18 protein-coding genes are annotated in these 20,357 nt (G+C 67.2%); 10 read left to right on the forward strand and 8 right to left on the reverse strand.

Annotated elements, in window-relative coordinates; genetic code table 11:
* Positions 1-117 precede the first annotated feature (117 nt).
* Entirely contained in the window at positions 118-948 is an 831-nt protein-coding gene (locus QC821_RS01550; protein WP_422719548.1) for a DUF72 domain-containing protein, read from the forward strand.
* Between the two features lie 109 nt (positions 949-1,057).
* Here the strand turns inward: QC821_RS01550 and QC821_RS01555 are convergent, their stop codons facing one another.
* Positions 1,058-1,261 (reverse strand): PA3496 family putative envelope integrity protein, encoded by a 204-nt coding sequence (locus QC821_RS01555; RefSeq protein WP_309716054.1) that lies wholly within the window; start codon positions 1,259-1,261, stop codon positions 1,058-1,060.
* A 249-nt stretch (positions 1,262-1,510) separates the two neighbouring features.
* Here QC821_RS01555 and hexR point away from each other — a divergent pair, with 249 nt between their 5' ends.
* From hexR to QC821_RS01570, 3 genes are all read left to right on the forward strand, one after another.
* Positions 1,511-2,368 carry a transcriptional regulator HexR gene (gene hexR / locus QC821_RS01560; protein WP_309716057.1) on the forward strand — a complete coding sequence of 286 codons (858 nt, stop codon included), beginning with the start codon at positions 1,511-1,513 and terminating at the stop codon, positions 2,366-2,368.
* 53 nt (positions 2,369-2,421) lie between these two features.
* Complete coding sequence (gene uvrD / locus QC821_RS01565) at positions 2,422-4,626, forward strand: DNA helicase II (RefSeq protein ID WP_309716059.1); 2,205 nt, start codon at positions 2,422-2,424, stop codon at positions 4,624-4,626.
* A 342-nt stretch (positions 4,627-4,968) separates the two neighbouring features.
* Entirely contained in the window at positions 4,969-6,057 is a 1,089-nt protein-coding gene (locus QC821_RS01570) for a TRAP transporter substrate-binding protein (RefSeq protein WP_309716062.1), read from the forward strand.
* Positions 6,058-6,111: 54 nt separating this feature from the next.
* Here QC821_RS01570 and QC821_RS01575 read toward each other — a convergent pair whose 3' ends face one another.
* Complete coding sequence (locus QC821_RS01575; protein WP_309716065.1) at positions 6,112-6,516, reverse strand: acyl-CoA thioesterase; 405 nt, start codon at positions 6,514-6,516, stop codon at positions 6,112-6,114.
* Positions 6,517-6,658: 142 nt separating this feature from the next.
* Here QC821_RS01575 and QC821_RS01580 point away from each other — a divergent pair, with 142 nt between their 5' ends.
* The 6 genes from QC821_RS01580 (at position 6,659) to cysZ (ending at position 13,257) form a co-directional block, all read left to right on the forward strand.
* Positions 6,659-7,585 carry a PstS family phosphate ABC transporter substrate-binding protein gene (locus QC821_RS01580; protein ID WP_309716068.1) on the forward strand — a complete coding sequence of 309 codons (927 nt, stop codon included), beginning with the start codon at positions 6,659-6,661 and terminating at the stop codon, positions 7,583-7,585.
* Positions 7,586-8,123: 538 nt separating this feature from the next.
* Positions 8,124-9,389 (forward strand): ABC transporter permease subunit, encoded by a 1,266-nt coding sequence (locus tag QC821_RS01585; RefSeq protein ID WP_422719551.1) that lies wholly within the window; start codon positions 8,124-8,126, stop codon positions 9,387-9,389.
* Positions 9,386-10,924 (forward strand): phosphate ABC transporter permease PstA, encoded by a 1,539-nt coding sequence (pstA, locus tag QC821_RS01590; RefSeq protein ID WP_309716074.1) that lies wholly within the window; start codon positions 9,386-9,388, stop codon positions 10,922-10,924. The genes QC821_RS01585 and pstA overlap by 4 nt, the downstream gene beginning before the upstream one ends.
* Positions 10,925-10,986: 62 nt before the next feature.
* Positions 10,987-11,760 carry a phosphate ABC transporter ATP-binding protein PstB gene (gene pstB, locus QC821_RS01595; protein ID WP_309716373.1) on the forward strand — a complete coding sequence of 258 codons (774 nt, stop codon included), beginning with the start codon at positions 10,987-10,989 and terminating at the stop codon, positions 11,758-11,760.
* A 43-nt stretch (positions 11,761-11,803) separates the two neighbouring features.
* Positions 11,804-12,532, forward strand: a complete 729-nt coding sequence (gene phoU, locus QC821_RS01600) for a phosphate signaling complex protein PhoU (protein WP_309716077.1) — start codon at positions 11,804-11,806, stop codon at positions 12,530-12,532.
* Positions 12,532-13,257 (forward strand): sulfate transporter CysZ, encoded by a 726-nt coding sequence (gene cysZ / locus QC821_RS01605; protein WP_309716080.1) that lies wholly within the window; start codon positions 12,532-12,534, stop codon positions 13,255-13,257. Before phoU ends, cysZ begins: the two co-directional genes overlap by 1 nt.
* Before the next feature lies 1 nt (position 13,258).
* On the opposite strand, the gene QC821_RS01610 is transcribed toward cysZ, so the two are convergent.
* The 6 genes from QC821_RS01610 to phoR all read right to left on the reverse strand — a co-directional run bounded on the left by QC821_RS01610 (position 13,259) and on the right by phoR (position 20,357).
* Positions 13,259-14,293 (reverse strand): ABC transporter ATP-binding protein, encoded by a 1,035-nt coding sequence (locus QC821_RS01610; RefSeq protein ID WP_309716083.1) that lies wholly within the window; start codon positions 14,291-14,293, stop codon positions 13,259-13,261.
* On the reverse strand, positions 14,283-15,332 hold the full coding sequence (locus QC821_RS01615; protein ID WP_309716086.1) for an ABC transporter ATP-binding protein: 1,050 nt from the start codon (positions 15,330-15,332) through the stop codon (positions 14,283-14,285). Before QC821_RS01615 ends, QC821_RS01610 begins: the two co-directional genes overlap by 11 nt.
* Positions 15,307-16,260: an ABC transporter permease gene (locus QC821_RS01620; RefSeq protein WP_309716089.1), complete on the reverse strand. Its 954-nt coding sequence runs from the start codon at positions 16,258-16,260 to the stop codon at positions 15,307-15,309. The genes QC821_RS01615 and QC821_RS01620 overlap by 26 nt, the downstream gene beginning before the upstream one ends.
* Positions 16,257-17,237 carry an ABC transporter permease gene (locus QC821_RS01625; protein ID WP_309716092.1) on the reverse strand — a complete coding sequence of 327 codons (981 nt, stop codon included), beginning with the start codon at positions 17,235-17,237 and terminating at the stop codon, positions 16,257-16,259. Before QC821_RS01625 ends, QC821_RS01620 begins: the two co-directional genes overlap by 4 nt.
* 65 nt (positions 17,238-17,302) lie before the next feature.
* Entirely contained in the window at positions 17,303-18,886 is a 1,584-nt protein-coding gene (locus QC821_RS01630; protein ID WP_309716095.1) for an ABC transporter substrate-binding protein, read from the reverse strand.
* A 154-nt stretch (positions 18,887-19,040) separates the two neighbouring features.
* Positions 19,041-20,357, reverse strand: a complete 1,317-nt coding sequence (phoR, locus tag QC821_RS01635; protein WP_309716098.1) for a phosphate regulon sensor histidine kinase PhoR — start codon at positions 20,355-20,357, stop codon at positions 19,041-19,043.

Consider the following 20,357-nt stretch of genomic DNA (forward strand, 5'->3'; position numbering starts at 1 on the left):
CGATCAGGGTCGGGTAGAGCGTCTAGCGCTGCACCCGGCCCCAATGGATCTGCGTATCCATGGCATTCTTGTGACAGCGAGGTGACAGTGGCCGGACAACTCTACCTTGGCTTGGCCATGTGGGCCAACGCTGACTGGCGGGGCAGCCTCTATCCGCCCCATGGCGGGCAGCAGGAGTGGCTTGGCGAGTACGCGCGGGTATTCTCTGCCGTCGAGGGCAATACCACCTTCTACAGCGGGGCGCCCAAGGCCGAGACGGTGGCCAGCTGGGCACGCCAGGCGCCTGCCGAGTTTCGCTTCTGCTTCAAGTTGCCGGCCAGCCTGACCCATGAGGCTCGGCTGGTGGGCATCGAGGCCGAGCTGGAGGTTTTTCTCGAACGCCTCTCGCCGCTGCATGACCGTCTCGGCCCCCTTATGGTGCAACTGCCGCGCGATTTTGGGGCACAGGAGCTTCCGCAACTCGATCAGCTGCTATCGCGCTGGCCGAAGGGAATCTCCTGTGCCGTTGAGGTTCGCCACAGTGAATTTTTCCACAAGGGCAGCGCCGAGGTGGCTCTCAACCGGTTGTTGATAAGTCATGGCGTAGACCGCGTGATGCTTGACGTAAGGCCGCTGTTCTCGACCCCGGCGGGCAGCGACCCGAGGCTACTCAAGGCCCAGGGGGAAAAACCCAAACGTCCGTTACACGTGCTCTCCACTGGCGATAGGCCGCTGGTGCGGTTCATTGGCCATGTCGATGAGGATGTCAATACGATCTATTTCGCAGCCTGGGTGGAGCGCCTCTGCCTGTGGATAAAACAGGGGAAAAGTCCTTTTCTATTTGTGCATACCGCGGATAACCGCCACGCGCCACAGCTCGCTCGGCGGCTGCATGACGAGGTGGCCAGGCGTCTGGGTCAGGCGGCTATCGGGGCGTTCAGCGGCGAGGCGCAGGCCACGCTGTTCTGAGCATGAAAAACGGATATCCAGGGAGTGAGGGCTAGCTGACCTCACGCAGGGGAGGCCTGAAGAGTGTGCTGAGGGCGCCGTGGCGCCGATGATGGCGTAACCCTATGGGTTACTGCATCAACTCGTCTTCGTCCAGGTCGGCGATATCGCGCTCGAGGCGCTTGAATTCCCTGTGCAGCTCGATGCCGCGGCGGGCGCGCAGGTAGCGCACGGCGGCGGTCTTCTGGCGCTGCTTGTGCTCATCGACCTCCATGCTCATGAAAATATCGAGTAGCTCTGTTTTGAGGGAGGATACCTGTTCGACATTGCGCATGTTCGATTCTCCTGACTCAAGACTTTCTCTTGATGTAGCATCCGACCAGTCGAGCGCTGCGTTACCGGCAGGACATTATTACTATACCCCAGTTGACAAAATGATGAATCCCTGAAGTCACGGCTTGTTGGATGGGGCTCTCCATCACGCCGCCGCTGAGGCATACTGGTGGCCAGCTAGCGGCTTGCCGCAGGCCATACACCGGATGTCCATAAGTTATGCACAAGTTATGCCAGCAAGGAGCCTAACGTGAGCCGCGCCCTATTCGACGAGCTGAGAAGCCGCATGGAGCACTTTCGACGCTCCGAACAGAAGGTCGCGCGCTTCGTGCTGCGCAACCCCGAGGAAGTTATCCACATGCGCATCGTCGACCTGGCCACCGAGGCCAAGGTCAGCGAACCCACGGTGGTGCGTTTCTGTCGGGCGCTGGGCTGCAACGGTTTTCAGGACTTCAAGCTGAAGCTGGCACAGATGCTGGCCACCGGCAGCCAGTTCGCGCAGTTCTCGATGAACGACGACGACTCGGTGGCGGAGTTCTCCCACAGCATTTTCGACTCCACCGTGGGCACCCTGCTGTCGGTGCGTGACCGCCTCGATAACGATCTGCTCAGCAAGGCGATCAATGCCCTGGCCATGGCCAACCGGGTCGAATTCTACGGCTTCGGCGCCTCCGGGGCGGTGGCCTTCGATGCCCAGCACAAGTTCTTCCGTTTGCAGATCTCCACGTCGGCCTACGCCGACCCGCACATGCAGAACATGTCGGCGGTGACCCTGAAACCCGGTGACGTGGTGGTGGCGATCTCACAGACCGGCCGCACCAAGGCCTTGGTCGCCAGCGTGCAGCTGGCCCGCGAAGTCGGCGCCACGGTGATCGGGCTGTGCCCGAGCGGCTCGCCGCTGGCCGATGAGGTATCGATCCCGCTGTTCATCGACGTCCATGAGGATATTGAAATCTACACCCCGATGAGTTCGCGGATCGCCCATCTGGTGCTGATCGACGTGCTGGCGGTGGGGGTGGCCAAGACCCGCGGTCCCAAGCTCACCGAGCAGCTCAAGTCGGTCAAGCGCAGCCTCAATTCGCTACGCTTCCCGGAGCCGGAGGAGTGAGCGGCGATATGCTACGCTAGGCGTCCATTTTCGACCTGCAAGTGCCAGCCCCTATGGATGACGTCACGGCGATTCTCGATCACCTCAATCCCGCCCAGCGCGAGGCGGTCAGCGCGCCCCAGGGCAATATGCTGGTGCTCGCCGGGGCTGGTTCCGGCAAGACCCGGGTGCTGGTGCATCGTATCGCCTGGCTGCTGCAGACCGAGGGCATGTCGCCCTACGCCATCCTCTCCGTGACCTTTACCAACAAGGCGGCCCGCGAGATGCGCACCCGCCTCGAAGCGCTGCTCGGCCTGTCGCTGCGCAACATGTGGGTGGGTACCTTCCACTCCATCGCCCACCGTCTGCTGCGCACCCACTGGCAGGATGCGCGGCTGCCCCAGCACTTCCAGATCATCGACAGCGACGACCAGCTGCGCCTGGTCAAACGCCTGCTCAAGGATCATCGCATCGACGACGAGCGCTTTCCGCCGCGCCAGGTGCAGTACTTCATCTCCGGCTGCAAGGAGGAGGGGCTGCGGCCGCACCAGGTCGATGCCCACGGCGATGGCTACATGGCGCAGATGGTCGAGCTCTACGAGCGCTATCAGCTGACCTGCGAGCGCGGTGGGCTGGTCGACTTCGGCGAGCTGCTGCTCAGGAGCCTCGAGCTGCTGCGCGATAACCCGGCGCTGCTGGCCCACTACCAGGCGCGCTTCGGCCATGTGCTGGTCGATGAGTTCCAGGACACCAACACCCTGCAGTACGCCTGGCTCAAGCTGCTTACCGGCGAGAGTGCCGGCATGACCGTGGTCGGCGACGACGACCAGTCGATCTACGGCTGGCGCGGCGCGCGGGTCGAGAACATTCGCCGCTTCGAGCAGGAGTTCCACGACACCCGTACCGTGCGCCTCGAGCAGAACTACCGCTCTACCAGCGCCATCCTCGACGCCGCTAACGCCTTGATCAGCCACAACACCGGGCGCATGGGCAAGGAGCTGTGGACCGAGGGCGCCAAGGGCGAGCCGATCTCGGTCTATGCCGGCTTCAACGACCTCGATGAAGCGCGCTTTATCGTCGATACCATTGGCGAGCAGGTGCGCGACGGCGCGGCGCGCCGCGAGATCGCGATCCTCTACCGCTCCAACGCCCAGTCTCGGGTGCTCGAGGAGACCCTGATCCGCCAGGGCGTGCCCTACCGCATCTACGGCGGCCAGCGCTTCTACGAGCGCCTCGAGATCAAGAACGCCCTGGCTTACCTGCGGCTGCTGCTCAATCGTGAGGACGACGCCTCGCTGGAGCGCGTCATCAACGTGCCGGCCCGCGGTATCGGCACCCGCACCGTGGAGATCCTCCGCGAGCATGCGCGGCTCAACAACGTCTCGCTGTGGCAGGCGCTGCACGACGCGCTCAGCGATGCGCTGCTCAAGGGCCGCGCCGCCAACGCGGTGCGCGCCTTTGCCGAGCTGATCGAACAGCTCGACAACGATACCGCCGGCATGGCGCTTCACGAGATCATCGCCCACGTGAACCACGCCAGCGGGCTGGTCGAGCACCACGCCAATGAGAAGGGCGAGAAGGGCCAGGCGCGGATCGAGAACCTCGAGGAGCTGATCAACGCCGCCCGCGCCTTTACCCAGGGCGATGCGCTGGAGAATCAGGAGGTCGGCGAGGGGGCCGCGGCGCTGGAGCCGTTCCTCTCCGAGGCGGCGCTCAACGCCGGCGACCACGAGGCCGACGAGTTCGAGGACTGCGTGCAGCTGATGACCCTGCACTCCGCCAAGGGGCTGGAGTTCCCCATCGTGTTCGTCTCCGGGGTCGAGGAGGGGCTGTTCCCGCACAAGATGTCGCTGGAGGAGCCGGGGCGTCTCGAGGAGGAGCGCCGGCTCTGCTATGTGGGCCTGACCCGCGCCATGCGCAAGCTCTACCTGACCTACGCCGAGCTGCGCCGGCTGCACGGCAAGGAGACCTTCCAGCGGCCGTCGCGCTTCCTGCGCGAGCTGCCCGAGGAGCTGCTCGAGGAGGTGCGCCTGCGCGGCCAGGTCTCGCGCCCGGTGACCGCTAGACCCGCGGTGGGGCTGTCGCGCCAGACCTCGGTGGACGGCGGCGGCGACTTGCCCAGCCTGTCGCTGGGCCAGCGAGTCAGCCATCCGCTGTTCGGCGAGGGGGTGATCCTCAATGCCGAGGGCGAGGGCGAACGCGCCCGGGTCCAGGTCAGCTTCGAGGGTGAAGGCGACAAGTGGTTGGTACTGGGCTTTGCCAAGCTGACGCCGCTGTAATATTCGGCAACGAAAGCCATAGCCGCTGAGCGAGAGACGCCGGGGGCAGGCCGACGAGGGGTTCTGCGCCGCAGCACCACTCGGAACTGATCTGGCGGTAGGCCTACGGGGAGGCGCTGTAAACCCATCCCTGGGCGCTACCTTGCGCCATCCATGGCGCAAACCTCCCCTCTGACCTACCGCCAGCGTTCCTCGCGCACAGCCATGACGCTAAATGTGTACGTTGAGCGGCGGGGCTTGCCGAATGAAAGTCGGCTTAGCATACTCGCTGGCGGATATTTTCCCGCAGCGCTTCCCTAAGCCTGCCAGGAAATCACAACAACGCTTCTGGAGTTCGCCTTCATGCAACGCCGTAACTTTCTCAAGACCCTGGGGGCCGGTGCCGCCGGCGTCGCCGCAGCACCCTTCATCTCCACCGCCAAGGCCGACGAGGTCATCACCTGGCGCATGGTCACCTCCTGGCCGCAGAACTTCCCTGCGCTGGGCACCGGGGCCAAGGACTTCGCCGAGCGCATCGAGCGGCTCTCCGGCGGTCGCATGCGCGTCGAGGTGCTCGGCGCCGGCGAACTGGTGCCGGCCCTGGAAGTCTTCGATGCCGTCGCCGCGGGCACCGCCGAGATGGGCCACTCTGCCGCCTACTACTGGCGCGGCAAGGTCGCCGCGGCGCAGTTCTTCACCGCCGTGCCGTTCGGCATGAACACCACCGAGACCAACGCCTGGCTTTATAACGGCGGCGGTCAGGAGCTGTGGGACGAGCTCTACGCCAAGCACAACCTCAAGCCCTTCGCGGTGGGCAACACCGGCACCCAGATGGCCGGCTGGTTCAAGAAGGAGATTCACTCGCTGGACGACATGCGCGGCGTGCGGATTCGCCTGCCGGGGCTGGCCGGCGAGGCCATGAACGGCATCGGCGCCACCGCCGTGAACATGCCGGGTTCGGAGATCTTCACCTCGCTGCAGACCGGCGTGCTCGACGCCGCCGACTGGGTTGGGCCCTACAACGACATGGCCTTCGGCCTCTACCAGGTCGCCGACTACTACTACACCTCGGTGTGGAACGAGCCCAGCGCAGTGCTCGAGGGCACCATCAACCTGGATGCCTGGAACGCCCTGCCCGACGACCTCAAGGACGTAGTGACCGAAGCCGCGCGCAGTGCCAACCTGTCGATGATCGACGAGTTCACCTACCGCAACGCCCAGGCCCTCGAGACCCTGGTCGAGGAGCACGGCGTCGAGCTGCGCACCTTCCCCGAGGACGTCATGCAGGCGCTCTACGAATCCTCCATGGAGGTACTCGAGCGCCAGGTCGACAATGATCCCGACTCGAAGAAGATCTACGACTCCTACCTCGCCTTCCAGCGCCTGGTACGGCCCTTCACCGACGTCGGCGAGTACTCTTACCTCAAAGGCCGCGAAAACGTTGGCGCCTGATGACCCTCAGCATGAATGCCAAGGGCGCCTCAGGGCGCCCTTCGTCGTTCAGGCTCAAGCTTCAGGGACGGCGCGTATCCGCCCATTGTCATCCAAGGCAACCATCACGAAGCGCGCCTCGGTAACCTTGTACAGCTCGTCGGGGTCGCGCTCCTGGTGGGGGCGAATCCATACCTCGACGTCGATCTTGACCGAGCTGCGGCCCACCTCGCGGATCGCGGTATAGATATTGACCACCGAGCCGACGCGCACCGGGCACAGGAAATCCATCGCCTCCAGCGCTACCGTGGCGGTGCGGCCGTGGGCCTGGCGCCCGGCGGCCAGTTCGGCGGCCTGGTCCATATGGCCGATCAGCCAGCCGGCGGGGATATCGCCGTAGAAGTTGGTATCCTGCCGGGAGGCCAGCAGTTTCAGTGTCAGTTGGCCCTGGGGCGCAGGAACATCATCGAGGTCGGTCATGGAGTGCACGGTATCTTGTTGTTGTGAAAAGAGGGCGGAGTGTTGGGCGTGCCGCAGCGCGGCATCGTCGGCTCATCATATACGCCAGTCGCAGGCAAGCTCCAGTGGCTGCGACACCCCGCCCCGCAGTCGAGCATGGCGAGTGGCCAGCGGCTGCCTGCTGCTGTGCTGGCTGCTGATGGCCTGGCCGCTAGCCGCTGCCGAGCGTGCGGTGGTCGGCAGCCTCGACTCGGTGGGCTCGGAGACCCTGGCCGGGCTGATGCTGCGCTGGGGTGAGCAGCTCGAACGTGACTACCCCGGGGTGCGTCTGCAGCTGCAGGCCAGCGGCTCGGCCACCGCGCCGGCGGCGCTGGCGGCGGGCACCAGCCGGCTGGGTCCCATGTCGCGACGCATGTCGGCGGCCGAGCGCGAGGCCATCGAGTCGCGCCAGGGCCATCCGCCGCTTGAGATACCGGTGGCGCTGGATGCCCTGGCGGTGTTCGTGCATCGCCACCATCCGCTCGAGGCGCTGAGTCTTGCTCAGCTGGATGCGATCTTCTCGGATACCCGGCGCTGCGGTGCGGCCCAACCCCTTGACCGTTGGCAGGATGTCGCGGGGAGCAAGCAGCAAGGCAGCATCATGCGACACGGCCGCAATTCGGTCTCTGGTACCCACGGCGTTTTCAAGCGCCAGGCACTGTGTGGCGGGGATTTTCGTCTCGACGTCAACGAGCACACCGGCTCTGCGGCGGCGGTAGCGGCGGTGGCCGGTGCTCCTGGGGCGATCGGCTACGCCGGCGCCGGCTATCTCACCGCTGGCGTGCGCGCCGTGGCGCTGGAGAACGCCGCCGGCGAGGCGGTGGCGCCCAGCGCCGAGGCGGTGCTCAACGGCGACTATCCGCTGTCGCGGTCGCTCTACCTCTACGTCAATCTGCCCCCGGGCGAGCGTTTGCCGCCCGCCGAGGAGGCATTCATCGCGCTGGTGCTCTCCGACGCGGGGCAGGCGCTGGTCGAGGAGAGTGGCTTCATCGCGCTGCCCGAGGCGCTGCGTCGGGCGGCCCGGGCGCAGCTCGGGCTGGGGGAGGGCTGATGTCATCTGTTTGTCATCGAACTGCCTTATTGTCATGCATACCCGCGGCTGACGAGCACCCTTAATGACCGATCACGCGGCTTCTCTTCGACAGCGCCTGCGTTTTATACGCGACCGCTTGGCCACGGCGCTGATCAGCGCCTGTGGCATCGGCGTGATCGGTGCGGTGCTGGCAATCGGGGTGTTTCTGGCCGTCGAGGTGGCGCCGCTGTTCGTGGCCCCCGAGGTGCGCGAGCAGAGCACCGACGGCGCCCCCCTGCCAGCGCTTGCCAGCCTGCCGACGGATAGCCTCAGCGCCGCGGGCGAGCAGCAGCAGTGGCAGGCCGACGGCCGTGAGCTGGTGGTCTTTCAACGCACGTCCAGCGGGCTCGAGCTGGCAGGCCGTGTCGAGGCGGTGCCGCCGTCGCGTCGCATTACCGCGCTGGCGGCGCTGCAAGGCGGGCGGGCGCTGCTGATAGGTGACGATGGTGGTGGCGTGCAGCGCTGGGTGACGCTGGCCGATCAGGATCTGCCGGTGCCGGCGGGCCACTATCAGGCGCTGGGCTCGGCGCCGATCCGCCAACTGATCGCGCTGCCCGACCGTCAGGCGCTGGCGCTGAACGAGGCCAACCAGCTGGGGCTCTACCAGGCCATCAGCGGCCTGCGCTGGCAGGGCCAGGCGCCAAGCGGCGAGGCGCTGGGTTGGGACGACCAGGGCGACCTGTGGTGGGGCACCGCGGAGGCGGCCAGCCGCCTCGAGATCGACGCCGAGCACGCCGAGGTCAGTTGGCGTAGCGTGTGGCTGCCGCAGCACTACGAGGGCCACGCCGCGCCCCAGCAGCGCTGGCAGACCAGCGTCAGCGACAGCCGCGATGAGCCGCGCTACGGCCTGGCGCCACTGGCCTGGGGCACGCTCAAGGCCGCCGCCTATGCGCTGCTGGTGGCGATTCCGCTGGCGCTGGGGGCCGCAGTACATACCGCCTGTTTCATGTCGGCGGGGCTGCGCACGCGCATCAAGCCGACCCTGGAACTGATGGAAGCGCTGCCCGGGGTCGTGTTGGGCTTTATCGCCGGGCTGGTGCTGGCACCCTGGGTCGAGCGTCATCTCCCGGGCGTGCTGGCGCTGCTGCTGGTGCTGCCGCTGGGCATGCTGAGCGGCGGCGCACTCTGGGCGTGCTGCTCGGCGCGTTGGCGGCAGCGCCTGCCGCTGAGCTGGGCGGGTCTGTGGCTGATGCCGTGGCTGGCGCTGCTGGCGGCACTGGCGCTGTGGCTGTCGCCGAGCCTGGAGCGCTGGTGGTTCGACGGCGACATGCGCAGCTGGCTGGCGCTTCAGCTAGGCCTGGACTATGCCAGCCGAAACGCCATGATCGTCGGCCTGGCCATGGGACTGGCGGTGATGCCGACCATCTACGCGCTGGCCGAGGATGCGCTCTCCGGGGTGCCCAAGAGCCTCGCCGAGGGCGCCGCGGCGATGGGTGCGACGCGCTGGCAGGCGCTATGGAAGGTGGTGCTGCCGGCGGCCAGTCCAGGCATCTTCGCCGCGCTGATGATTGGCGCCGGCCGCGCGGTGGGGGAGACCATGATCGTACTCATGGCCACCGGCAACACCGCGGTGATGACCGCCAGCCCCTTCGACGGCCTGCGCTCGCTGTCGGCCAATATCGCCATCGAGCTGCCCGAGGCGGCGCTGGGCGGCACCCACTACCGGCTGCTGTTCCTCAGCGCGCTGCTGCTGTTCGTGTTCACCTTCTGCGTCAATACCCTGGCCGAGGTGGTGCGTGGCCGGCTCAGGCGCCGCTATCAGCGGCTCGGCGGGCCGACATGAGGCGGGTGCGTGGCGAAGGCCCCTGGGCGTGGCTGGCGGCCGGCAGCGTGGCGCTGTCGCTGCTGCTTTTGGTGGCACTGCTGGCGCTGCTGGCCGGGCGCGGACTGGCGCACTTCTGGCCTGGTGAGCTGGTCCAGATCGAGCTTGACGACGGCAGCCGCTTCGCCGCCCGTCCCGGCCGCGAGGAGCGTAGCGCCGAGGGCGTCGAGCGGCTCTATCACACCGGCAACCGCGAGTGGCTGGGCACGCCCTGGCGCTGGGTCGAGGTGGCGCGCATCGTCGAACAGCGGCGGCCGGCGGAGCTGGTGATCGTCGAGCGGCGGCGCTGGGGCGACTTCATCGGCCGCGTGGCGGGTCTCGAGGAGGATGGTGTAGCCCTCGACATCGACGACGAAGCGGCGCGCTGGACGGCACTCGATGAACGTCTGGGGCGCCTGGCACGGCTGCGTGAGGCGCGCGATGCGCTGCGCCAGCAGGAGGTGATGCCGCGGGTGCGAGCGCTGGCCGCCGAGCAGGATGTCGCCAGCCGCGCTCGGCTCGAGGACGAGCTGGCCGCGGCCAACGCCGAGGTGCTGGCGCTGCAGGCGCGCATGGCCCGCGACCGCGTCGTGCTGGAGAGCGTCGAAGGCGAGCGCCTGGCACTGCCGTTGGAGGAGGTGCTGGCGCTGCAGCGTCCCAACGCCATGTCGCTGCCGGCCAAGCTCGGCGCCTGGGGCGAGCGGGCGTGGCGCTTTCTCAGCGAGGGGCCGCGGGCTGCCAACACCGCCGGCGGCGTGTGGCCGGCGATCTTCGGCACCGTGCTGCTGGTGCTGCTGATGTCGCTGCTGGTGGCGCCGTTCGGCGTGCTGGCGGCCATCTACCTCAACGAGATCGCCCACCAGGGGCGGCTGACACGGCTGGTGCGCATCAGCGTGCGCAACCTCGCCGGTGTGCCGTCGATCGTCTACGGCGTGTTCGGCCTCGGGGTCTTCGTCTACGGCATCGGCGGCAGCCTCGACGAGTGGTTCTTCAGCGAGCAGCTGCCGTCGCCGACCTTCGGCACCGGCGGGCTGCTCTGGGCCTCGCTGACCCTGGCGCTGCTGACCCTGCCGGTGGTGATCGTGGCCACCGAGGAGGGCCTGGCGCGAATACCCGACCACCAGCGCGAAGGCGCCCTGGCGCTGGGCGCCACGCGGCTCGAGACGCTGCGCCGGGTGGTGGTGCCGATGGCGCTGCCGGCGATGCTCACCGGGATGATCCTGGCGGTGGCGCGGGCCGCCGGCGAGGTGGCGCCGCTGATGCTGGTGGGGGTGGCCAAGCTGGCGCCTCAGGTACCGGTGGACGGCGAGTTTCCGTTCCTGCATCTTGAACGCAAGTTCATGCATCTTGGCTATCATATCTTCGACGTTGGCTTTCACAGCGGCGATGTCGAGGCCGCACTGCCGCTGGTATACGCCACGGCGCTACTGCTGGTGATGGTCATTCTGGTGCTTAACCTGACTGCAATCTTCTTGCGGCATCATCTCAAGGCGCGTCATGGCGCGCTGCCACGCTAGGAGGTCCGAGAGCCGTGCTTGCGCAACCCGATACCCCGGCCGTTAACGCCAGCCGTGACGCGGTGATCGACATCGATCCTGGCGCCAGCTGCCTGGAAATCCAGGGCCTGAGCCTGGCCTATGCCGGTACCCCGGCGCTCAGCGATCTCACGCTGCGTGTGCCGCGGCATCGGGTGACGGCCTTCATCGGGCCGTCGGGCTGCGGCAAGTCGACGCTGCTGCGCGCGCTTAACCGGCTGCACGACCTCAACGAGACGGTCAGCCGGCGCGGTGCGATCCGCCTCGAGGGCCAGGAGATTCATGCTCCCGAGGTGGCGGTGGCCGAGTTGCGGCGGCGGGTGGGCATGGTCTTCCAGACCCCCAACCCCTTCCCGATGTCGATCTACGAGAACGTCGCCTTCGGCCTGCGCCTGCAGGGCGGCCTGCGCAAGCGCCAGCGCGATGAGGTGGTGGAGTGGGCGCTGCGCTCGGCGGCGCTGTGGGATGAAGTAAAGGAGCGCCTCGGCGACTCGGCCTGGTCGCTGTCCGGCGGCCAGCAGCAGCGCCTGGTGATCGCCCGCACCCTGGCGGTCAAGCCCGAGGTGCTGCTGCTCGACGAACCGGCATCGGCGCTGGACCCGATCTCGACGCTCAAGATCGAGGAGCTGATCCGCAGTCTCAAGTCGCAGCTGACGCTGGTGCTGGTCACCCACAACATGCAGCAGGCGGCGCGGGTCTCGGACTATACCGCCTTCCTGCACGACGGCGAGCTGGTGGAGTACGCGCCCACCGATGCGCTGTTCACCAACCCGCGCCTGGCGCGCACCGAAAACTACATCACCGGCCGTATGGCCTGAGCCAGGGGCTCCGCCGGAGCCAGCGCTCATCAGGAGAGTCAGCATGGATATCACCAGCGAAACGCATAGTCAGCACATCTCCAAGCAGTTCAACCAGGAACTCGAAGAGCTCAAGACCCACCTGATGGCCATGGGTGGGCTGGTCGAGAAGCAGGTCCAGGAGGCCGTGACGGCGCTGCTCGAGGGCGACAGCCGGCTGGCCGAGCGGGTCCGCGACAACGACAACGCGGTCAACGACATGCAGATCAAGATCGATGATGAGTGTACCCGGGTGCTGGCACGGCGCCAGCCGGCGGCCTCCGATCTGCGCCTGGTACTGGCGGTAATCCGCGCCACCTCGGATCTCGAGCGCATCGGTGACGAGGCCAGCAAGATCGCTCGCAACGCCATGGCCCTGGCCGAGGCCGGCAATGGCAGCAAGGGCTTCATCGAGGTGCGTCATATCAGCGAACACGTACGCAAGATGGTCCGCGATGCGCTGACCGCCTTCGCCCGCTTCGATATCGACCTGGCTCTCGAGGTGGTGCACGAGGACGAGGCGGTGGACAGCGAGTACACCACCGCGATGCGCTCGCTGATGACCTTCATGATGGAGGATCCGCGCTCGATCACCTCGGTGCTCAGCGTGATGTGGATCCTGCGCGCCCTGGAGCGCATCGGCGATCACGCCAACAACCTCGCCGAGTACGTGGTCTATCTGGTCAAGGGGCTCGACATCCGCCACACCGACCCCGACGAGCTCGACGACGAGGCGATCAAGCGGCGCGGCTGATGACAGCACTGTCGGCCCTCGATGCCCTGAGCCGCGGCACCCGGCTGGTCTACAGTCCGGGGCTGCGGCGCTACGTGTTCGTGCCGCTGGCGGTCAATCTGCTGGTCTATGCCGCCATGCTGCACTACGTGCTCAGCCACTTCGGCGGCTGGCTGGCGGGTTGGATGGCTATGGTGCCGGGCTGGCTGGCCTGGCTGGAGTGGCTGATCTGGCCGCTGTTCGTGGTGACCCTGGTGCTGATGGTGTTCTTCACCTTTACCCTGGTCACCCACCTGATCGCCGCCCCCTTCTACGGCTTTCTCGCTGCCAAGGTGGAGGTGGTCGCCTGCCAGCGGCAGCCCCTCGACGACCGCGGCCTGCTGCGTACCGGCGTCGATGCGCTGGGTCGCGAGCTGGTCAAGCTGAGCTACATCCTGCCGCGGCTGGCGCTGTTGCTGGTGATCAGCTGGATCCCCGCCCTCAATGTGCTGGCGCCGCTGCTGTGGGCGGCCTTTTCGGCCTGGGTGATGGCGATCACCTACCTCGACTACCCGATGGACAACAACAAGGTCACCTTCGCCGACATGCGCCGCCGGCTCAGGGCGCGGCCCTGGCCGACGCTCAGCTACGGCGGCCTGGTGACGCTGATCACCTGGCTACCGCTGGCCAACCTGCTGCTGCTGCCCGGCGCCGTGGCCGGCGCGGTACTGATGTGGGACCAGCACTACCGCGGCCAGTCCGACTGAGTCAGATCCGCCCCTCCTCCACCGCGTGGCAGGCCACCTCGCTGCCGTCGCTGTGGGCGATCAGCGCCGGCGTCTCTTGCGAGCAGCGCGCGTTGGCGTGGGGGCAGCGCGGGTGGAAGGCGCAACCCGAGGGCGGATGCACCGGGTTGGGTACCTCGCCCTCGATCACGCTGCGCTGCTTGCCCATGCCGGTCAGCGTCGGCACTGCCTCGAGTAGCATCCGCGAGTAGGGATGGCGCGGCGTGGCGAACAGCTGCTCGGCGGGGGCGATCTCGGCGATATGCCCGAGGTACATCACCGCGATGCGGTCGGCCATGTGCTTGACCACCGCCATGTCGTGGCTGATGAACAGGTAGGTCAGGCCGTACTCGCGCTGCAGGTCGCGCATCAGGTTGAGGATCTGCGCCTGCACCGAGACGTCCAGCGCCGAGGTCGGCTCGTCGCAGACCATGAACTCCGGCTCGTTGGCCAGCGCCCGGGCGATGGAGATGCGCTGGCGCTGGCCGCCGGAGAACTCGTGGGGGTAGCGGTTGGCATCCATCGGCGACATCCCCACCTGCTCGAGCAGCTCGCCAACTCGGGTGCGGCGCTGGGTGGCGCTCATCTCGGGGCGAAACACCCGCAGCGGCTCGCCGATGATGGTGCCCACCCGCCACAGCGGATTGAGGCTGGCGTAGGGGTCCTGGAAGATCATCTGGAAGCGCTTGCGCACCGCCGCAGCCTGCTTGCCGCTGCGATTGACCAGGTCGCTGATGTCCTCGCCGTCGAACAGCAGGCGGCCGCGGGTCAGGCCGTAGAGGCCGACGATCAGCCTCGCCACGGTGGACTTGCCGCAGCCGGACTCGCCGACCAGCGCCAGGGTCTCGCCGCGGCGGATGGCGAAGCTGACGCCGTCCACCGCCTTGAGGGTGAGCTTGTCGCTGCGCTCCAGCACGCGATTGAGCCACGGCTTGGAGACATCGAAGTGGCGTGCCAGGTCGCGGGCCTCGAGCAGCACCTCGCCGCCCGCGGCGGATTCAAGGGGTTCAGTGGCCATCGGCGGCGACCTCCTCGCTAACGGGAATCACGGGATCTTCGGGATCATGCAGCCAGCAGGCGGCGCGGCTGGTGCCGGCGGGCAGCAGGTCGGGTCGCTCGCGGCGGCAGCGCTCGGTGGCATGCGGGCAGCGCGGGTTGAAGGCGCAGCCGCTGGGGATCGCCGCCAGCCGCGGCATGGCGCCCTCGATCTGGTAGAGCCGCTCGCGGGAGGTCTCGATGCCTGGAATCGACGCCATCAGGCCGCGGGTGTAGGGGTGCTGCGGCTCGCGAATCACCGCCTCCACCGGGCCGATCTCGATTAGCCGGCCGGCGTACATCACCGCTACCCGATCGGCGGTCTCGGCGATCACCCCCATGTCGTGGGTGACCAGCATCACCGCGGTGCCGCGCTCGGCGCAGAGTCGCTTGAGCAGTGCCAGGATCTGCGCCTGCACCGAGACATCCAGCGCCGTGGTGGGCTCGTCGGCGATCACCAGCTCGGGCTCGGCGGCCAGCGCCAGAGCGATCACCACGCGCTGGCGCATGCCGCCGGAGAACTGGTGCGGATAGGCGTCGAGACGGTTCTCCGGGGCCGGGATGCCGACCTCGCGCAGCAGTTCGAGGGCTCGCCCGCGGGCCTGCTTGTGGTTCATCGGCAGGTGGGCACGAATCGTCTCGATCAGCTGCTCACCCACCGAGAACAGCGGATTGAGGCTGGTCAGCGGGTCCTGGAAGATCATCCCGATATGGCGCCCGCGCAGCGGCACGAAGGCGTCCTCGTCGAGGTCGTCAATCCGCTGGGTGCCGAGGTGGACCTCGCCGCCGGCGATGTGGCCGGGTGGCTCGAGCAGCTGGATCACGGCGTTGCCGGTCATCGACTTGCCGGCCCCGGATTCGCCGACCACGCCGAGGATCTCGCCGGGGGCGATATCGAAGCTGACATCGTCGAGTGCCACCAGGGTGCCGTGGCGGGTGGGGAACTCGACCCGCAGCTCGCGCACGCTGAGCGCCGGCACGGCGGGCGTGTCGCGGCTATCGGAGCTTGGGGTTGAGGACATCACGCAGCCAGTCTCCCAGTAGATTGACGGAAAGCGCCAGCATCAGCAGCGCCAGGCCGGGGAACAGCAGGATCCACCACTCCCCGGAGAACATGTAGTCCTGGCCGACCCGGATCAGGGTGCCCAGGCTCGGCTGGGTGGCCGGCATGCCGACCCCCAGGAACGACAGTGTGGCCTCGGCGATGATCGCCAGGGCCAGGCCGATGGTGCCGATCACCAGCACCGGCCGCATGACGTTGGGCAGGATATGCTGGAACAGGATATTGCGCGCCGGCAGGCCGATCACCCGCGCCGCCTGGACGTACTCCTTGCCCTTCTCGACCAGGGTGGCGCCGCGCACCGCGCGGGCGTACTGCACCCAGTCGGAGAGACCGATGGCCACGATCAGCACGATGATCGCCACCTCGGCGTGCATCGAGCGCGGCAGGAAGCCGCGCACCACGCCGAAGATAAGTAGCGCCATGAGGATCGAGGGGAAGGTCAGCTGGACGTCGGCGATGCGCATGATCAGCGCATCTCGCCAGCCGCCGCGGAAGCCCGCCATCAGCCCCAGGGCGGTGCCCAGCACCAGCGCGAAGAGCACCGCGGCGAAGCCCACCAGCAGCGAGATGCGCGAGCCGTAGAGGATCGCCGAGAAGACGTCGCGACCCTGGCTGTCGCTGCCCAGCAGGTAGAAGTTGCCGGTGAAGTCCGAGGTGGTCAGCGGCGGTGCGAAGGCGTCGATCAGATCGAGCTGGCGCGGATCGAAGGGATTCTGCGGCGCGATCCACGGCGCGAACAGCGCCGCAGCGAACATCACCAGGGTGACCAGGGTGGCGAGTATCACCACCGGCTGGCGCTTCCAGGAGTAGACGATGTCGCTGTCGAGGAAGCTGCGCAGCTTACCGGGCTTGGGCGGCGGGATCACGGTGCGTTGTGTGTCGCTCATTTGGCACCTCCCTGGACGCGCAGGCGCGGGTCCACCGCGTAATAGAGCAGGTCGACGATCAGGTTGATGACCACGAACACCAGCGCGATCATTATCAGGTAGGCGGCCATCACCGGGATGTCGACGAAGCGCACCGCGGTGATGAAGAGTGCCCCGACCCCCGGCCACTGGAACACCGTCTCGGTGATGATGGCGAAGGCGATGATGGTGCCCAGCTGCAGGCCGATGATGGTGATCACCGGGATCAGGGTGTTCTTCAGCGCGTGGCGCAGGTTGACCACGCGCTTCGACAGGCCCCGGGCGCGGGCGAACTTGATGTAGTCGGCGCGCAGCACCTCGAGCATCTCGGCGCGCACCAGGCGCATGATCAGGGTCAGCTGGAACAGCCCCAGGGTGATCGCCGGCAGGATCAACGAGCGCAGGCCGCTGGTCGTCAACAGCCCGGTGGTCCACCAGTCGCCGAGACGCACTGTCTCTCCGCGGCCGAAGGCCGGCAGCCAGCCGAGTTCCACGGCGAACACATAGATCAGCAGCACGCCGATCAGGAAGGTCGGCAGCGACACGCCGATCAGCGACGCAGTCATGATGAAGTTGGACAGCCAGTTGCCGCGATTGAGCGCGGTGTAGATGCCCAGCACGATGCCCATCACCACCGCGAAGATGGCCGAGATGATGGCCAGCTCCAGGGTCGCCGGCAGGCGCTCGACGATCAGGTCGGTCACCGGCCGCGCCGAACGGTAGGAGATGCCGAACTCGAACTGGGCGGCGTTGGCGATGAACTGGAAGAACTGGATCGGTATCGGCTGGTCGAGGCCGAGGCGCGCGCGCAGCTCAGCGCGGTCGGCCTCGGTGGCCTCCTGGCCGACCATGTTGAGGACCGGGTCACCGACGTAGTGAAACAGCGAAAACGCAATGAGCGCGACCACCAGCATCACGAAGATGGCCTGGAAGACGCGCTGGATCAGGAATGCCAGCATGGGATCTCCACGGTGCAGCCCTCCGCGCGAGGATAACGCGCGGAGGGCCTAGCACGGGTTACGGCTTAGTTGTTAAAGCGCAGGTACTTGAAGTGCGGGGTATTTTCACTCTGCACTTGGAAGTCGATATCGTCACGCATCGACCAGGTCAGCATCTGGTGGTGGATCGGGATATAGATGATCTCGTCGTGGACGATCTGCCACGCCTCGGCAATCATCTCGTTGCGCGCCTCCTCGTCGACCTCCTGGCCCATGGCCACGGTCAGCTCGTCGACCCGCTCATCCGAGTAGCCGGTGAAGTTCCAGCTGCCGCGGTCCTCCTCCTTGGTGTGGTAGAGGTAGTTGAAGACGTACTCCGAATCCATGGTCGGCACGCCCCAGCCGAGCAGGTAGAAGTCATACTCCTCGCGGGCCATCTCGGCGAAGTGCAGCGAGCGGGTCTGGGCGATCAGGTCGACGGTGATGCCGATCCGCGCCAGCATGCTGACCACGGCCTGGCAGATCTGCTCGTCGTTGACGTAGCGGTCGTTGGAGCAGTTGAGGGTGACGCGGAAGCCGTCGCCGTAGCCGGCCTCGTTCATCAGTTCCTGGGCGCGCTCGGCGTCGGCCGGCAGCACCTCGTCCATCTCCTCGCTGTAGCCGTTGACGAACGGCGGCGCGATCATCCCGGCGGGCTCGGAGTTGCCGCGCATCACCGAGCGCTGGATGGTGGTGGCATCCACGGCGAGGTTGATGGCCTCGCGCACGCGGCGGTCGGCGAAGGGGTTGCTGTCGACGTCGGCGCTGTCGAGCACCTCTAGGTCCATGCGCATGCCGAGGAAGATGGTGCGGTTCTCGGCGCCCTGCTCGTTCTTGATGCCGTCGGCCTGGGCCAGGCGCTCGATATCCTGCACCGGGGTCTCCTGGAGCAGGTCGACCTCACCGGAGAGCAGCGCGGCGACGCGGGTCGAGGCGGACTCGATGGGGGTGAAGATCAGCTCGGAGATCTCCATCGGGTAGTGATCGATGCCCCAGTAGTCGTCGTTGCGCACGAACACCGTGCGCACATCCGGCTCGCGGCTCTCGACGCGGAACGGCCCGGTGCCGTTGGCGTTGCGCACGGCATGGGTCTCTTCGCCGGCGGCGTAGTTCTGCGGCTCCTCGACGCCGTGCTCCTCGGCCCACTCGCGGCTCATGATGAACAGGTTGGTGAGGTTGTTGGGCAGCAGCGGGTTGGGGCCGTCGGTGACCACTTCCACGGTGAAGTCGTCGGCAGCACGTACCTCGACGATCGACGTCAGCAGGCCGCGCATGTCGGCATGCTCGTGGCGCGCGCGGTTGAGCGAGAAGACCACGTCGTCGGCGGTCAGCGCCTGGCCCTCGTGGAAGGTCACCCCCTCGCGAATCTCGAAGACCCAGACGCTGGGATCATCCTCATGGACGTACCAGTCGGTGGCCAGGCCGGGTTGGTACTCCACGTCCATGTCCTGGTAGAGCAGGGTGTCGAAGATCTGGTGGTTGACCGAGTGGGTCGGCCCCTCGTTCTGGGAGTGCGGATCCATGGTCAGGCTGTCGGCGGAGCGGGTCCAGCGCAGCGTCTCGGCGTGGGCCGTGGAGGCCAGCATGGCGCCGATCACGGCGGTGGCCAGCAGGGTCTTGTTGAACGTCATGTTGTTTTGTCCTCGGTTCATTCAAGCGTTTGATGGGCGACTGCCCGTGTGAGATTTCTCTCACAAGGTAGCCGAGAATGCCAGGGGGGCTTGGTGCAATCTTTCAGCGCTGTTTTGACTGTTGCATATGAAACCGTCTCGCGACAGCCACGGCTCAGGCCTGAGACGATAGCGCCACGGCACTCGGCCGGGACAGGCGGGTGGCCGGGAAGACGCAGCGAAACAGCGCGCCGCGGCCGGGGTGGGAGACGATCTCGAGGTGGGCGTCGTGGCGCAGCAGCACGTGCTTGACGATCGCCAGGCCCAGGCCGGTGCCGCCGGTGGCGGTGCTGCGGCCCTTGTCGACGCGGTAGAAGCGCTCGGTGAGGCGCGGGATGTGCACCGGGTCGATGCCCTCGCCGTCGTCCTCTACCTCGAGGCAGGCAGCGTCACCCTGGGTGCGCCAGCGCAGGGTGATATGGCGGCCGTCGCCGGCGTAGCGCACGGCGTTGAAGACCAGGTTGGAGATGGCGCTGCGTAGCTCTTGCTCGCTGCCCACCAGCTGCCGCGGATCGTGGCACTCCACCAGCAGGCGGTGGCGCCCGGCGGAGAGCGACTCGGCGTCGCGGCGAATCGCCTCGAGCAGCGACTCCACGGCCACCGGCGCTTCGTCGTCGCCGCGCCGGTCGATCTCCAGCCGCGACAGCAGCAGCAGGTCGTTGACCAGGTTCTGCATGCGCGAGGTCTGGGCCTCCATCTGGCCCAGGCCACGGGCCAGGCGCGGTGGCAGCTGGTCGGCGATGTCGGTGTAGGTTTCGAGGTAGCCGGCCAGCACCGTCAGCGGCGTGCGCAGCTCGTGGGAGACGTTGGCCACGAAGTCGCGGCGCATCTGCTCGAGGCGGTGCAGGCGGGTGATGTCGCGGGCCATCAGCAGCCGCTCGTCGTCGCCGTAGAGGGTGATCTGGAACTGCAGCACCTGGCGCTCATCGATGGGCGAGGTCAGCGTCAGCGGCTCGCGGTAGTCGCGGGCGTTGAAGTAGTCGATGAAGCGCGGATCACGCAGCAGGTTGGTGATGTGCTGGCCGCGGTCGTGGACGGTCTGCAGCCCCAGCATGTGTCCGGCGGCGCTGTTCCACCACTCCAGGTCGCCGCGGCGGTCGAGCATCACCACGCTGTCGCTCATCGCCTCCGAGGAGTCCTGGATGCGCTTGAGGGTGTCGCGCAGGCGTTGCTGGGTGATGCGCTGGGCCTTCTGATACTTGTAGAGACGGTCGAACAGTTCGCCCCACAGGCCGCGGGCGGCGGGCGGTTCGGCGTGAGGGTGGCGGGTCAACCAGCGGTGCAGGGCGTGCAGCTGGCGCAGCTGCAGCAGCAGCACGATGGCCAGGCCTGCGGCCAGGCCGAGGCTGGCGAAACCCAGCAACCAGCCGACCAGGCTGGCGGCGGCGACGATCAGCGCCAGGCGCCACAGCTCGCGGCTCCAGAGACGCAT

The sequence above is a fragment of the Franzmannia qiaohouensis genome (genome assembly GCF_031451695.1).
GTDB classification, from domain to species: Bacteria; Pseudomonadota; Gammaproteobacteria; order Pseudomonadales; family Halomonadaceae; genus Franzmannia; species Franzmannia qiaohouensis.